16 protein-coding genes and 1 tRNA gene are annotated in these 13,730 nt (G+C 63.1%); 8 read left to right on the top strand and 9 right to left on the bottom strand.

From position 1 onward, the window contains the following. The first annotated feature begins 110 nt into the window (after positions 1–110). The gene (locus ACN0TK_RS16895) at positions 111–635 is read left to right on the top strand and encodes a hypothetical protein (RefSeq protein ID WP_417310705.1); all 525 of its coding nucleotides are present in this window, start codon (positions 111–113) and stop codon (positions 633–635) included. Here ACN0TK_RS16895 and ACN0TK_RS16900 read toward each other — a convergent pair. Genes ACN0TK_RS16900 through ACN0TK_RS16910 form a run of 3 tightly spaced genes read right to left on the bottom strand, consistent with a single transcriptional unit; the run spans position 632 to position 2,730 of the window. Then, a complete protein-coding gene (locus tag ACN0TK_RS16900) occupies positions 632–1,429 on the bottom strand; it encodes a sulfite exporter TauE/SafE family protein (RefSeq protein WP_417310706.1) in 798 nt (265 codons plus the stop codon). The two genes, ACN0TK_RS16895 and ACN0TK_RS16900, sit on opposite strands and share 4 nt — an antisense overlap. Positions 1,430–1,453: 24 nt before the next feature. Next, positions 1,454–1,795 carry a beta-lactamase hydrolase domain-containing protein gene (locus tag ACN0TK_RS16905; RefSeq protein ID WP_417310707.1) on the bottom strand — a complete coding sequence of 114 codons (342 nt, stop codon included), beginning with the start codon at positions 1,793–1,795 and terminating at the stop codon, positions 1,454–1,456. Between the two features lie 32 nt (positions 1,796–1,827). Continuing rightward, positions 1,828–2,730 carry an MBL fold metallo-hydrolase gene (locus tag ACN0TK_RS16910; protein WP_417310708.1) on the bottom strand — a complete coding sequence of 301 codons (903 nt, stop codon included), beginning with the start codon at positions 2,728–2,730 and terminating at the stop codon, positions 1,828–1,830. A gap of 155 nt (positions 2,731–2,885) precedes the next feature. Between ACN0TK_RS16910 and ACN0TK_RS16915 the strand changes: the two genes are divergently transcribed. From ACN0TK_RS16915 to ACN0TK_RS16925, 3 genes are all read left to right on the top strand, one after another. After that, on the top strand, positions 2,886–3,197 hold the full coding sequence (locus ACN0TK_RS16915) for an ArsR/SmtB family transcription factor (protein ID WP_417310709.1): 312 nt from the start codon (positions 2,886–2,888) through the stop codon (positions 3,195–3,197). Continuing rightward, entirely contained in the window at positions 3,194–3,628 is a 435-nt protein-coding gene (gene trxC / locus ACN0TK_RS16920) for a thioredoxin TrxC (protein ID WP_417310710.1), read from the top strand. Before ACN0TK_RS16915 ends, trxC begins: the two co-directional genes overlap by 4 nt. Positions 3,629–3,733: 105 nt before the next feature. Continuing rightward, the gene (locus ACN0TK_RS16925) at positions 3,734–4,345 is read left to right on the top strand and encodes a flavin reductase family protein (RefSeq protein WP_417310721.1); all 612 of its coding nucleotides are present in this window, start codon (positions 3,734–3,736) and stop codon (positions 4,343–4,345) included. A 26-nt stretch (positions 4,346–4,371) separates the two neighbouring features. On the opposite strand, the gene ACN0TK_RS16930 is transcribed toward ACN0TK_RS16925, so the two are convergent. The 3 genes from ACN0TK_RS16930 to ACN0TK_RS16940 form a co-directional block, all read right to left on the bottom strand. Next, the gene (locus tag ACN0TK_RS16930; RefSeq protein ID WP_417310711.1) at positions 4,372–5,394 is read right to left on the bottom strand and encodes an endonuclease/exonuclease/phosphatase family protein; all 1,023 of its coding nucleotides are present in this window, start codon (positions 5,392–5,394) and stop codon (positions 4,372–4,374) included. Positions 5,395–5,539: 145 nt separating this feature from the next. Next, positions 5,540–5,616 (bottom strand) — tRNA-Met (locus ACN0TK_RS16935). Positions 5,617–5,759: 143 nt separating this feature from the next. Next, positions 5,760–6,632 carry a hypothetical protein gene (locus ACN0TK_RS16940; RefSeq protein WP_417310712.1) on the bottom strand — a complete coding sequence of 291 codons (873 nt, stop codon included), beginning with the start codon at positions 6,630–6,632 and terminating at the stop codon, positions 5,760–5,762. A gap of 115 nt (positions 6,633–6,747) precedes the next feature. On the opposite strand from ACN0TK_RS16940, the gene ACN0TK_RS16945 reads away from it, so the two are divergent. Both ACN0TK_RS16945 and ACN0TK_RS16950 read left to right on the top strand, forming a co-directional pair. Next, positions 6,748–7,785 (top strand): aldo/keto reductase, encoded by a 1,038-nt coding sequence (locus tag ACN0TK_RS16945; RefSeq protein ID WP_417310713.1) that lies wholly within the window; start codon positions 6,748–6,750, stop codon positions 7,783–7,785. Between the two features lie 107 nt (positions 7,786–7,892). Continuing rightward, positions 7,893–8,579: a DUF599 domain-containing protein gene (locus ACN0TK_RS16950; protein WP_417310714.1), complete on the top strand. Its 687-nt coding sequence runs from the start codon at positions 7,893–7,895 to the stop codon at positions 8,577–8,579. Here ACN0TK_RS16950 and ACN0TK_RS16955 read toward each other — a convergent pair. Continuing rightward, a complete protein-coding gene (locus ACN0TK_RS16955; protein WP_417310715.1) occupies positions 8,535–9,383 on the bottom strand; it encodes an alpha/beta hydrolase in 849 nt (282 codons plus the stop codon). The two genes, ACN0TK_RS16950 and ACN0TK_RS16955, sit on opposite strands and share 45 nt — an antisense overlap. Before the next feature lie 446 nt (positions 9,384–9,829). Between ACN0TK_RS16955 and bfr the strand changes: the two genes are divergently transcribed. Next, positions 9,830–10,315 (top strand): bacterioferritin, encoded by a 486-nt coding sequence (gene bfr, locus ACN0TK_RS16960; RefSeq protein ID WP_417310716.1) that lies wholly within the window; start codon positions 9,830–9,832, stop codon positions 10,313–10,315. 100 nt (positions 10,316–10,415) lie between these two features. Here bfr and ACN0TK_RS16965 read toward each other — a convergent pair whose 3' ends face one another. Continuing rightward, positions 10,416–11,393 carry an aldo/keto reductase gene (locus ACN0TK_RS16965; RefSeq protein ID WP_417310717.1) on the bottom strand — a complete coding sequence of 326 codons (978 nt, stop codon included), beginning with the start codon at positions 11,391–11,393 and terminating at the stop codon, positions 10,416–10,418. Positions 11,394–11,598: 205 nt separating this feature from the next. Between ACN0TK_RS16965 and ACN0TK_RS16970 the strand changes: the two genes are divergently transcribed. Beyond that, on the top strand, positions 11,599–12,450 hold the full coding sequence (locus ACN0TK_RS16970; protein ID WP_417310718.1) for a hypothetical protein: 852 nt from the start codon (positions 11,599–11,601) through the stop codon (positions 12,448–12,450). A 2-nt stretch (positions 12,451–12,452) separates the two neighbouring features. On the opposite strand, the gene ACN0TK_RS16975 is transcribed toward ACN0TK_RS16970, so the two are convergent. After that, the gene (locus tag ACN0TK_RS16975; RefSeq protein WP_417310719.1) at positions 12,453–13,460 is read right to left on the bottom strand and encodes an alpha/beta hydrolase; all 1,008 of its coding nucleotides are present in this window, start codon (positions 13,458–13,460) and stop codon (positions 12,453–12,455) included. Positions 13,461–13,730 lie beyond the last annotated feature (270 nt).

Here is a 13,730-nt window from a genome sequence, read left to right on the forward strand (position 1 = left end):
CTGAGTGGCGCGCACAAACTTGCATTCGCTCGCGGCCAAGTCAAAACGCTACGAGAGCTTTTCTACCGACTCAGCTTCCGGCGCACAAACGACGCATGAGGAACCAGACCATGACCAAGAGACAGACGACTGCCTTCCGCGTTGCGGCGGCGGTCGCAGTGGCCGCATTGATGGTTCAGCCAACCGTCGCCGGACAGGCCCAGGCCGACAAGCTGAACAGCTACGTCGGCAACTGGAAGGGTGAGGGCGCCCTTGTGGGCGGCTCGAATCCGGAGCCATTCCGCTGCCGCCTCTCGATCAAGCGTGGTAACAAAGACAAGATCAACTATGCCGGCCGCTGCACGCTGGTGTCGATGAACCTGTCCGTCAGCGGCACGATCTCTTATGAAGATGACGTCCGCCGCTACCAGGCCCTGATGAGCTCCAATGCCGGTTTCACCGGCGTTGCGATGGGTCGGGAAGAAGGCAATGCGATCACCTTCGATCTGGCAGAGCGCGAAAAGGACCGGGGCGGCAACGATATCCGCATCGGCTCGAAACTGTGGCTGCAGGATGAAACGATCCGCGTCGATTTCGAGGTCGAGTTCAACAATTCCGGGCAGGTGTTGACGGCGCAGGTGCCGTTCTCCCGCTAGGCCGGGGCGAACAGCACCAGGCCGCTGCGCACCAGCATATAGGCCGCAACGAGCATCACCAGCACGGCGAACGCAATGTTGAGCGCGCCCTTGCGCGTCGACAGCGCCGTGCTGATTCTGGTGCCGAGAAGTCCACCCAGGCTGCCACCGCCGATGAAGACCGCGGCGAGGCCCCAGTCGACCCAACCCGCAGCGGCATAGTTCACTGCCGTGGTGAGGCCGAAGGCGGTAACGGCGACCAGCGACGACCCCACCGCAACGACGATCGGCATGCCGGTGGCGGCGATCAGCCCTGGTACGATCAGAAACCCGCCGCCAATTCCGAAGAAGCCGGAAAGGACGCCCGTCGCCGCGCCATAGCTGGCGGTGCGCGGCGCATTGGCGATGGTGCACACGGCTGCCGGATCACCCACAGCATGGCGGCGGCGCAGCATGAGCACGCTGATGCCGATCATCAGCAGCGCGAACAGGAACAGCAATTGCTGGCCGCCGATGAGCTTGCCCAGACTGGACCCCAGAAAGGCCCCGGCGACGCCTGCGGCGGAATAGACACCGGCGCAGCGCCAGTTGACATTGCCGAGCCGCGAATGCGCGACGAGATTGGCCGCGGCATTTGCCGCGACGGCCAGCGCCGCCGTCCCCAGCGCCAGATGCGCATCGGTGACGCCGACGACATAGACCATGAGCGGCACGGCGAGAATCGACCCGCCGCCGCCAAATATCCCGAGCGTCAGGCCCACGAGCCCGCCCGCACCGGCGCCGATGAGATACTGCAGCGGCTCGAGCGCGAACATACCGTGGTCTCCGCTGCAGCCTGTTTAGCGGGTCACGGCGCCATAGAGCGAGCCGGCGCGGCCACCCGACTTGCAATAGCCGAACATCGGCTTGGGCAGGGTCTTCATCGCTTCTTCCATGCGGATCAACTGACCTTCGCCGATCATGCCCGACACCGGGATATGCACAGCGCTGAGCCCAACGCGTTCGGCCTCGGCCGCGATCTCCGCAAAGCTCGGCTGGCTCGCATCCTCATTGTCCGGACGGGCACAAACGATGGTCTTGAAGCCGGCATCGGCGACCTTTTGCACCTCTTCGGGCGTGATCTGGCCGGCAACGGCGAATTCGTCATTCAGGCGGCGGAATTTCAGGGCATCAGATTTCATTGTGAAGGGCCACACGTTGGTTTTCTCGACTGTTAGAGGGCGTTGACCGGGACCTTGAGAAAGGTCCGGCCGGACTCGTCCTTGGGCGGCAGTTCACCGCCCCGGATATTGACCTGCAGCGACGGAATGATCAGCCGCGGCATGTCGAGCGTTTCGTCACGCGCCGTGCGCATGGCGACGAACTCGGCTTCCGAAATGCCGTCGCGCACATGCACATTATGCGCCCGCTCCTCGGCCACCGTGGTTTCCCACTGGATGTCGCGGCCATTCGGACCGTAGTCGTGGCACATGAAGAGCCGCGTCGCCTCGGGCAGGGTCAGGACGCGCCGGATCGAGCGATAGAGCGTTGTCGCATCGCCGCCGGGAAAATCGGCACGGGCCGAGCCGCCATCGGGCATGAACAGCGTATCGCCGACGAAGGCCGCGTCGCCCATGACATGCGTCGTGCACGCCGGCGTATGGCCGGGTGTGTAGAGCACATGCACGTCCATCGTGCCGATGCGATAGCTGTCGCCGTCGGCGAACAGCCGGTCGAACTGACTGCCATCCCGCTGGAACTCGGTACCTTCGTTGAACACCTTGCCGAAGGTCTCCTGCACGACGCGGATATTCTCGCCAATGCCCAGCTTGCCGCCGAGCTTGCCCTGGATATAGGGCGCAGCGGACAGGTGATCGGCATGCGCATGGGTCTCGATCAGCCACTCAAGCGTCCAGCCCTTGTCGCGGATATGCGCGATCATCGCATCGGCGTGCCTAAAGCTGATCCGGCCCGAGGCGTAATCGAAATCCATGACGGAATCGATCACGGCGCAGGACGTGGAATTGGGATCCCGAACGATATAGCTGATCGTATTGGTGACCGGATCAAAGAAGGGCACCACTTCGGGGGACAGCGACGGGTCGGGCGTAAAGGTCAAAGGGGTGATGGCGGTCATTTCGCCTCTCCTTTAGAATGTGCTGTGGGCAGTGGCAGCGCGTCGAAGGACAGACCGATGATGCGATCGAGTCTTCCCGCATTGGGGAGCACGAACGTGGCGCAGCACTGCATTGCTTCGTTGACCAACATATTCGAATGTTCTAATATGTCAAGATGAATATCGCAGAGCTTGAACCCCGGGCCGACGAGGCCGCCGAACTGCTCGCCGCCATGGCCAACCCCAAGCGGCTGCTGATCCTGTGCAATCTGCTCGATGAAGAGCTGAGCGTGGGAGAATTGGCCGATCGCGTCGGGCTGGGGCAATCGCCCCTGTCCCAGCACCTGTCCAAACTCCGGGCGCTGAAACTGGTCAGCACGCGACGGGAAGGTCAGATGATCCTCTATCGCCTGGCTTCGGACAGTGTGAGCAGTGTGCTGACGACATTGCATGGCATCTATTGCGCACCGCACAGGAACCCGAAATGACCGACCAGCGCATCGTCTGCGCCAATTGCGGCGCCATCAACCGCCTGCCCGACGCACGCCCGGCGAGCGAAGCCAAATGCGGCAGCTGCCACACGGCTCTGTTCGGCGAAGCGCCACCCGACATCGATGCGGCCATGCTGCAGCGCCAGATCCACAAGGGCACCCTGCCGGTGGTGGTCGACATCTGGGCGCCGTGGTGCGGCCCGTGCCGCGCCATGGCTCCGAACTATGAACAGGCAGCGAAATCCCTGGCCCCGCGCGCCCGGCTGGTGAAGCTCAACTCCGACGAGAACCAGTCGTTTTCGGCAAGCCTCAACATCCGCGGCATTCCCACCATGGTGCTGTTCCGCGACGGCAGGGAGGCCGACCGCATCTCCGGCGCGCTCGGCACCCAGCAGATCATCGACTGGGTCGGGTCGCGGCTGGGCTGACCGGACGCCGGCTGGCCTTCGGTGCGCCGAGCAGCGATACTGGATGCAGCCTTGGAGCGCAGCCTGCTGCTGCCCCTGCCCTGCCCCAACCGATGGAGCCTCCACTTGTATTACGAAGACCCGCGCGACCATGGGCTCGGTTTTGACCCGTTCAAGGCCATCATCGCGCCGCGGCCGATCGGTTGGATTTCAACCATCGATACCGAAGGGCGCGACAATCTCGCCCCCTATTCATTCTTCACCGCTTTCGGCTCGCACCCGCACACCATCGGCTTTTCATCGGATGGCATGAAGGACAGCGCCGCAAATGCGGTCGCGACCGGTGAGTTCGTCTACAATCTGGTCACGCGGCCGCTGGTCGATGCGATGAACCGAACCTCGGTCAGCCTGCCGCCGGGCCACAGCGAAAGCCTGCATGCCGGGCTCGATATGCTGCCATCGAACCAAGTGAGGCCGCTGCGCGTCGCCCACACGCCGGCGGCGCTTGAATGCCGTGTGGTGCACCATTTCGAAGTTCCCGACCTCGACGGCAAGGGCACCGGCAATCACGTCGTCATCGGCCAGGTGGTCGGCATTCATATCGACGAGGCCTATGTCACCGACGGCCGCTTCGACATGGTGAAGGCGCAGACCGTCGCCCGCTCAGGCTATCGCGACTATGTCGAGGTCACCGAACTGTTCGAACTGCAGCGCCCGGATTCGCCCCCAACCGTCTGAGACAAGCTCCGCCGTGCTTTCGGCCGTTAGGTTTCGAGATCGACCTCGTAAGCGGCCTCATCGAACGCACCGACCATGGGGGCGTGATCCGATTCCGGGTACTTATCGTCTGTCGCGAACGCGACACTTTCGTCGTGGACCATTTCGTTGTGGATTTCGGCGCCTCTGAAACTGGCCATCAGTCGGCGCGACACGACCATGTGGTCGAGGAGATTGCGCGCGCCGTGGTGATAGAGGGTAAAACGTCGGCTATCCGCGATGGATAGCGCAACCGGATGCATGACCCGCCGGTTCAGCTCGGGATTGCCGGTTTCTTCAGTTCGGCCTCGAATTGCCATGACTGGCACCTCGTCCGGTTCCGCATTGAAGTCCCCACAGACCAGTATTTTCGGATCAGTCTCCGCGTCAAAAATGCCGTCGATGAACAAACGCGTTTCGAGCGCTGCGCCGACTCGCTTCATCGAGGACAGAAAATATCCCTCAGCCCATCCCGATGGCGAACGCCATTGGTAGTTTTCCGGCCCCTGGCCGGCCACCGGCGTGGGATTCTTTGACTTGAAGTGGACATTCAGCACGTGCAGGGCGTCATTCTGGCCAAGCCGCAGACGCACATACAAGCTAGGACGCTCCCACTTGACGTCGATCAGCGGATCATCCCGGTTCGATGTCACGAGAGAGTATCGCGGCGGGTTGACCAGCGTGTTCTGGAGCTCTCGAACCTCCTCGACCACATATTCGGGGTGCGACGCCACGACCAGATTGCGGTACCGCTCCACATCGGCGCGCCCCTTCAGCGTGGTGCTTGACAGCACGAAATCGGCATAGCGCGTTTCTCGCAAGAGCACCCGAAGGGCGCGAAGGGATCTCGCGCCAATCTGACCCTCGGGCGCGGCCTGTCCATGCACTTCCTGGAAGCATATTATGTCCGCACGCAGCCGCTCAAGCATCGGCCTAAGTATGCGCACGCGCTCCTGAAATGCCGAGTCCGACTCATCTCCCTCCGGCCCCGAAAAATCCAGGTTTTCAACGTTGAATGTAGCAACACGCATTCGCTTCTCCCGAGAACGATTGCACATCGATTGCCTGTACAAGCATCCAGTGTAAGTTCAACTCTCAGGAAATGCTAGACGACGATTTGGATGCAGACGCAACACAAAAAGCCCCGCTTTCGCGGGGCTCTTTTGTTCGAAAGATTGGTTGCGGGGACAGGATTTGAACCTGTGACCTTCAGGTTATGAGCCTGACGAGCTACCGGGCTGCTCCACCCCGCGCCAATGTAGAACCGAAGTCCTTGGGCTGTTTGCGTCTTTCGTGCGGGCCATAACCCCGCGACGCAACGGGTATATAGGAGGTCGGCACGCCGGCCTCAAGGCCTAAAGTGGACTGCGTGACACTTTTTTGACCAGCGCGCTCGTCAGCCGCGAACGCCCTGGCCCGAAGCCCCCGGTTTGCGGGCGTCTGGCGTGTCTGGTGCCGGTGCGGTGTCTTCAGCGGCGGCAGCTTCGGCGTCGCATTTAGCGCCAAACTGCTGCTGCAGGGCCTGGACGGCGCGCGTCAGCTGACTGCGCAATTGCTGCAGGCGCGAGCGGCTGGCCCGCGGCCCCATGGCCTGCGGGCGCTCGGACAGAATAATCGACATTTCGTCGAGATAGGGGAGAAACAGGGCGATCGACTGCGCCGCCCCCCGCACCGGCCCGCACTTTTCGGAAACACCTGCCGCCACCGCCGAGGCGAGATTGACCTCGCCCGCCTCGACCAGATCGATCGCGGCCTGGGTATATTCGGCGGTCGCCAGCGGCGCCGGCCTGGCATAACGCGGATCACTCGCCTGCCCCTCCGGCACGCTGAAGCGCGAACAGGCCCGCAACTGGTCCAGGCTGCGATAGCGCAGCGAGAAGGCCAGCACGCGCGCCTGCACGGCCTTGGCGCGCATCACATAGGCTTCCTGCAGCGCCTGCTCCGCCAGAACCGTATCGGCCTCGCCCAGCATTTCGTGGCCGAGCCCCACCGAATTGGCAACGCGGATCAGGTCGAGGCAGTCGCGCTGCGCCTTCGCTACGCTCCAGCGCCGCTGTTCCTGCGCGATGGTGACAATGATGAGATCGATGACGCCATCGAGCGTCGGCAGATCGAGCTCGCGGATCGGCAGACGTTCGAGCGACGGCGCACTGTCTGCCTTGGCCACACTGTCGTCGGCAACTTGCGCTCCGGCCTCCTGGGCAGCAGCCGGAAAGGCCATCGCGATGCTCAGTACCACGACGCCGAAAAGCTTGGATAATGCAGACACGGCAGAACACTCCTGTTGTCGGCAGTTATCGCGATTGACGCGGATCGGGCAACCGCACTTGTCTCAACTGTGTACGGACCATAGGGTGCGCCGGTTTTGAACGGGGGGTTTTGCAATGAAAATGAACACGCTCGGACGCACTGGCGTCGAGGTATCGGAAATCTGCCTCGGCACCATGACCTGGGGCCTGCAGAACACCGAGGCCGAGGGCCACGCGCAGATGGACTATGCGCTCGATGCCGGCATCAACTTCTTCGATACCGCGGAAATGTATGCCGTGCCGCCGTCCGCCGAGACCTACGGCAAGACCGAGGAGATCATCGGCACCTGGTTCAAGAAAACCGGCAATCGCGACAAGATCGTGCTTGCCTCCAAGGTCGCCGGCGGCGGTCGCCCCTGGGTCCGCGAAGGCCGCGGCGTCGACGGGCCCGGTGTGCGTGAAGCGGTCGAGAACAGCCTGCGGCGCCTGCAGACCGACCGCATCGATCTCTATCAGGTGCACTGGCCCCGGCGCGGCCATTATCACTTCGAAGGAGCCTGGGACTATAATCCCTATACCCAGGACAAGGCCGCCGTTTTGCCCAATATCGAGGAGGTCCTCGAGGTCATGGGCGAACTGGTGACCGAGGGCAAGATCCTGCATTTCGGCCTCTCCAACGAGACCGCCTGGGGCACCATGCAATATCTGCGGATCGCCGAGCAGCGCGGCCTGCCCCGCGTGCAGTCGATCCAGAACGAATACAACTTCCTGCGCCGCTACTACGACCTCGACCTGGCCGAGTTGGCCTTTCACGAGGATGTCGGGTTGCTGGCCTATTCGCCGCTCGCAGCCGGCGCGCTGACCGGCAAATATCTCGGCGGCGCTCTGCCCGAAGGCACCCGCGGCGCCATTGCCGGCGGCATGTATCGCAACAACGAGAATACCGAACCGGCGATCCGCGCCTATATGGCGCTTGCCGAGGAGCACGGGCTCGACGTCAACCAGATGGCCATTGCCTTTTGCCTCACCAAGCCCTTCATGACCTCGGTCATCATCGGCGCCACCTCGATGGAGCAGCTGAAGACCGATATCGGGGCCGCCGATATAACCCTGTCCGACGCTGTGCTCGACGGCATCCAGCAGATTTTTCAGCGGCACGCGCGGACCATCTAGTTTCCGCTTCGGGCGATCAGAATCGATTCACCGTTTCAAGGACGCGGTGACTTGATTTACACCGGTCTGGCGGCACAGCGACGCTGCCGCCAGCCGGAGAACGCGCAATGATCCTGATCGCAACCCTGTTTCCGCTGGCCTGCTGGCTGGGCTACAATCTGGCTGTGCCGCTGCTGGAACGGGTGCGCCCCTCGCTGTCAGTGATCATGTCCATGCAGCGCCGCCGCTGGGTCGAGAACATCACCGGCCGCGTCAGCCCGCTGGATGCCGTCCTGTCGGGCAATCTGATGCAGTCGGTGAGCTTTCTTGCCTCCACCTCGGTGCTGCTGGTGCTGGCCATTTTCGCGGCCTTCGGCAATCTCACCCCACTCATGGCCTCGTTGCGCGACATCGGCTTCGGCGTGGAACTGACAAGTCATGACGTACAATTGCATCTGCTCACACTGCTCGTGATCTTCGTGTGGAGCTTCTTCAGTTTCACGCTGGCGCTGCGCCAGTTCAACCATTTCTGCATCATGGTGGGCGCCATCGACCATACCGGACACACCCCGCCCGAAGAAGTCACGGCCATCGCGCGGCTCAACAGCCTGGGCGCCAAGAATTTCAACAACGGCATCCGCGCCTATTATTTCTCGGTCGCCGGCGTCGCCTGGTTCGCCAGTCCCTGGCTGGCGATCGCCGCCAGCGTCATGACCGTGATCTTCCTGATCCACCGCGAGTTCTTTTCGTCGGCACATCGCGTGGCCGCATCAGTCGCCGTCATTGCCAGCCGCCGCGAGCGCGATCTCGGCTGAATTCGGTGGCGCCAGCCGCTGGCGCAGGAACGCCGCCACATCGGAAAACACCGTGTCCCGCCCCGACAGCAGACTGCCCAGTTCGAGCAGCGTGCCGGCGTGATCGAGCTTTGCGTAATGCCGCTCCGTCACCGCGACGCCGTTCTCGCGCAGCCGCGCCGACAGGGCGACCGTGTTGCGCGGATAGACCAGCGTGTCGCGCTCCCCTGTCGCCAGGAACATCGGCGGTGCCGACGGGGTCACCAGATTGACCGGCTGCGTGGTTTCGGGCGCCGCGACCTGCCCGAACGTGCGGCGGGTCACATCCACATCGAAGGGATAAAAGTCGTACGGCCCCGACAGCCCCACGACCGCGCTGAGCCGCCCGGCGAGATCGTAGCCGGGGTGCAGCCCCAGCATCACCGCGTTATAGGCGCCGGCCGAGTGCCCCATCAGCGCCAGGCGGTTGGCGTCACCGCCGTGTTCGGCCGCAACGTCGCGGACCAGATGCACCGCAGCCGCGCAATCTTCCAGAAAACGGGGATATTCGATCTCCGGCACCAGCCGGTAGTCAGGCACGGCGACGAGATAGCCGAGCGCCGCCAGCGCACGGCCGACGAAACGATAGTCCCGCCGGTCTCCCTCGTTCCAGGATCCACCATAGATGAAGACGATCACCGGCAGCGGTCCACTCGCGTCGCGCGGCGCGAACAGATCGAGGCACTGCCGGCTTCCGGGGCCATAGCGCAGGCCCGAGGCAATGCGCCGGGACTGGCGCGTCTTGGGCGAAATGGCATTCAACAGCCCCAGCAGGGAAAACGACATGGGCACGGCTTCCAGAATACATAGGCTCAGTAGCTACGTGTCAGGCTGCGGAATGTTTCACCCCCCGCGGCAATGCGCTGCGCGGCGTCCAGCTAATCTGACATTGACATTCATGTTTGGGCGGCGTTCTAGTGCCTCCACTTTCTGCTTGTATCTCGTTCAGCCCATGCTTGTCTGTCAGTGCAATGTCATCACCGACCGGGAAATCCGGGGGATCATTCTCGGATTCCTGCGTGAGGACCCCTGGCAGATCATCGTGCCGGCCAAGGTCTACCGTGAACTCGGCAAGCGCTCGAAATGCGCTGGCTGTGTCCCCAACGTTGTGGACTTGATTATTGAGGTCACAGAAGAGTACCACCTGCAGATGGCCGACCGACCTGCCGACGCACGCCCCCCTGTGCCCGCGCGGTTGAAGGCCATGCGTCGTAAGCGCCAAGGAGGTTCCAATGAAAGGCGAAGCACAGGTCATCGAGCGGCTTAACGAGGCTCTGTTCCTCGAACTCGGTGCCGTCAACCAGTACTGGGTGCATTTCCGCATCCTGCAGGACTGGGGATACACCCGCCTTGCCGCCAAGGAGCGTGACGAGTCGATCGAAGAGATGCATCACGCCGACAAGCTGATCGAGCGGATCATCTTCCTCGAGGGTCATCCCAATCTGCAGCGTGTCGCACCCCTGCGGATCGGCCAGTCGATCAAGGAAGTGCTCGAATGCGATCTCGCCGGCGAGCACGATGCCCGCAAGGCCTACAAGGCCAGCCGCGAGCTCTGCGAGTCGCTGGGTGACTATGTCACCAAGAACCTGTTCGAGGAGCTGCTGGCGGACGAGGAAGGTCACATCGATTTCCTCGAGAGCCAGCTGGAGCTGCTCAACCGGATCGGGCCGGAAAAATACGGTCAGCTCAATTCCGACAGCGCCGACAAGGCGGACTAGGACTGGGCGTACCGGCCGCGCAACCGGCCACTGACCATGACAAAGCCGCCGACCGGCAAGGTCGGCGGCTTTGTCGCATTCTGGTCTGGGCCCGGTGGGTTCAGCGGAACCCGGCAACCTCGGTCGGCCGGTAAGGCGCCTCCAGCTTGGCCACCTCGTCTTCGCTCAGCGTGATCTCCACCGCCGCGATTGCATCCTCGAGATGGCCCATCTTCGTCGCGCCGACGATGGGTGCGGTAACGCCAGGCTTCTGCAGCACCCAGGCGAGCGCCACCTGCGCCATCGAGGCGCCGCGCGCCTCAGCGACCTCGGCCACTGCCTCGTTGATCGCCCGGTTCACCTCTTCGGCGCCATAAAGCGTCTTGCCGAATTCGTCGGTCTCGGTACGGCCCGTCTGTTCGCCCCACGGCCGCGCCACCCGCCCGCGCGCCAGCGGCGACCAGGGAATGACCCCGATCCCCTGATCGCGGCAGAGCGGCAGCATTTCACGCTCTTCCTCGCGATAGATCAGGTTCAGATGATCCTGCATCGACACGAACTTGGTGAGCCCGTTCGCCTCGGAATAGGCCAGCATCTTCATGAACTGCCACGCATACATCGAGGAAGCGCCGATATAGCGCGCCTTGCCGCTGCGCACGACCTCGTCGAGCGCATCCAGCGTTTCCTCGATCGGCGTTTCCGCATCGAAGCGGTGGATCTGGTAGAGGTCGACATAGTCCATGTTGAGCCGCGTCAGCGAGGCATCGATCTCGGCGAGAATCGCCTTGCGGCTCAGGCCGTGACCGTTTGGCCCCTTGCGCATTTCGCCATGCACCTTGGTGGCAACCACCAGCTCCTCGCGCGGCGCCAGCTCGGCCAGGACCTTGCCGACGATCTCCTCGCTCGAGCCGGCCGAATAGACATTGGCGGTATCGAAGAAGTTGATCCCTGCCTCCCAGGCGGCGGTGAGCAGCGGGCGGCTGTCGGCTTCGCTCAGGGTCCAGGCGTGCGAGCCGGAATTGGCATTGCCGAAGGACATGCAGCCCAGGCAGATCCGGCTGACCTCGAGGCCGGTGCGGCCCAATCGCGTGTATTTCATCATTCCCTCCCAGACCGGTAAACATTCGGCGACGGCCAGTGTCGCCGCAACGGCGGCGGCCGCACAAGCCACGATGGGCGCTGTTGGTCTCTCCCCAGCCGAGCCACTGGCCCAGACCTATCACAACTTGCCCGATGCCGCATCGCGCCCTCGCATCCGGCCCGCCGCGGCGCTAGGCTGGGGCAGGACCATGGGAGGAGTCATCATGCTGTTGCGCGCACTTGCGACGTCGCTGCTGCTGGGCGCAGCGGCTGTCAGCCCCGTGGTGCCGGTCACCATCGCGCAGACAGTGCAGACGTCACCGGCCGCGCCGGTATCCGAACTCGTCCATGCCACCGGGCTCGATGCCGTCTTCACGCAGTTCGGCCCCAGCCTGATGGCGTCGGCCCGCGAGGAGCGCCTGACCCGGGATCCGATCTTTCTCGAGCATTGGGACGCCGCCACACGCGAGGTCTTTGACCCGGTGCTATTGCAGCGTGAGCTGGAGCGGCAGCTGTTAGGCGCCATCAGCACCGAGGACATTGACGAGCTGCTGGTCTTTTGTGATAGCCCGTTCGGCCAGCGGATCACGGCGCTCGAACGCGCCGTCAGTCAGTTGCCGCCGGGCGAGCAAGGCCGGGTCATCGGCATGGGCCAGATCAAGCTGCGCAATGCCACCGCGCTACGCCGCGCCCATCTCGACGAGATGATGGATTTGACGAGCGCCGAGACCTTCGTCTCCCTCGTCGGCCAGTCCGTGCGGGCCATGCTGCTCGGCATGTCCCTTTTCAACCAGAACGGCGACATCGACATCCCCTGGGCCGATATCGACGCCCAGGTCGACGCCATGATGCCGACGCTGATGACGGACCTGCTGGACGTCCAGAAGGCGATGCTCGCCTATACCTATGCCGACCTCGACGCAGACAACCTCGAGCGCTACCTGCGCTTCCTGCGCACCCCGGCCGCCCAGACATTCTACGCGCGCGCCAACACCGCCCTCGCCACCATCACCGCCTCGGCGATGCATCGCTTCGGGGCCGCTCTGGCGCGGCGCCTCGCCCGGGTCGACGTCTGACGCTATTCGGCGATCGGCTTCAGCACGTCGTCCATCTCCTTGATGACGGCCGTCATCTTGTCCTCGGGCGGCTCCGGCGTGAACACCGGCTGCGGCGTCGCCGAGGGGAAGGCGCCGAAAGTCTGGAAGAAATCCAGAATGTCCTGCAGGATCGGCATGCGAAAGCGCATCATCGCGCCCATCGCCATCACCGGCTCGAGATGGCCGAACCCGTCATAGTATTTCTCGGTCACCCAGATGCCCTGGTCGCGCAGTTTGGCGGCGAGCGCCTCGGAATTCTGCTTGCGCACGATCGGATCGGAGGTGCCGCTGCCCACAAAGATCGGCGGCGCGTCGGAGGTGACGAGATTGATCGGCTGCGTGCCCTCGGGGTTCGGAGCCGCACCGAAGACGGTGCGGACCTGGTCATATTCGAAGGGATAGAAATTATACGGGCCGGAGATCCCGGCGATCGCGCGGATCGGCATGGTGACGCCCTGATCGCGCAGGAACGACTTGTCGAGCCCAAGCATCACCGCGTTATAGGCCCCGGCCGAATGGCCGGAGACGAAGAAGCGCTGCGGATCGCCGCCATACTGCTCGATATTGTCCTGAATCCAGCGGGCCGCCCGGGCATTGTCCTCGAGGAAATCCGGATACTGAACCTCGGGATAGACCCGGTAGTCCGGCAGCACGGCAATATAGCCATTGGCCGCGAAGGCCCGGCCGACGAACTCATACTCGAACTTGTCGCCGGCGGCCCAGCCGCCGCCATAGATGAACATCACCACCGGCGCCGGCCCCTCGTGCTTTTCGGGCAGATAGATGTCGAGCTTCATCCGCGCCCCGTCGTCATAGGGGATGTCGGCATATTTGACCGCGTTCTGGTCCACCGCCTCGGCGATGTTGAACGGCGAAAAGATCGTCACCTGCGCTGCCGCGGGAAAAGCGAAACCCCAAGTGAGGAAAAGGCCGAAGGCGAGCGCCAGCGAACGACGCGCCAGAGCGCTGAAAGTGCGTATGGAAATCATGATGTCAGTAACGCGCCGCGTTGGAGATGGTTACGAGCTGAGGCGCGCCTTGTCGATCATGATCCTGTAGAATTTATGGCCGCCGGTTGCGGCAGGAGTTCGTGGGTCGGGAAACGCCAATAGCTCCTCCCCATCGCATTGCACACAAAAAAACCCCGCTTGCTTTCGCAGGCGGGGTTTTATGTATCGGTATTCGTTTTAAGACGCGCGTGTTTTTGGCAGACCCGGCAGCGACCTACTCTCCCAAGCCTTAAGACTTAGTACCATCGG

The organism is Devosia sp., assembly GCF_048261455.1.
Lineage (GTDB): Bacteria > Pseudomonadota > Alphaproteobacteria > Rhizobiales > Devosiaceae > Devosia_A.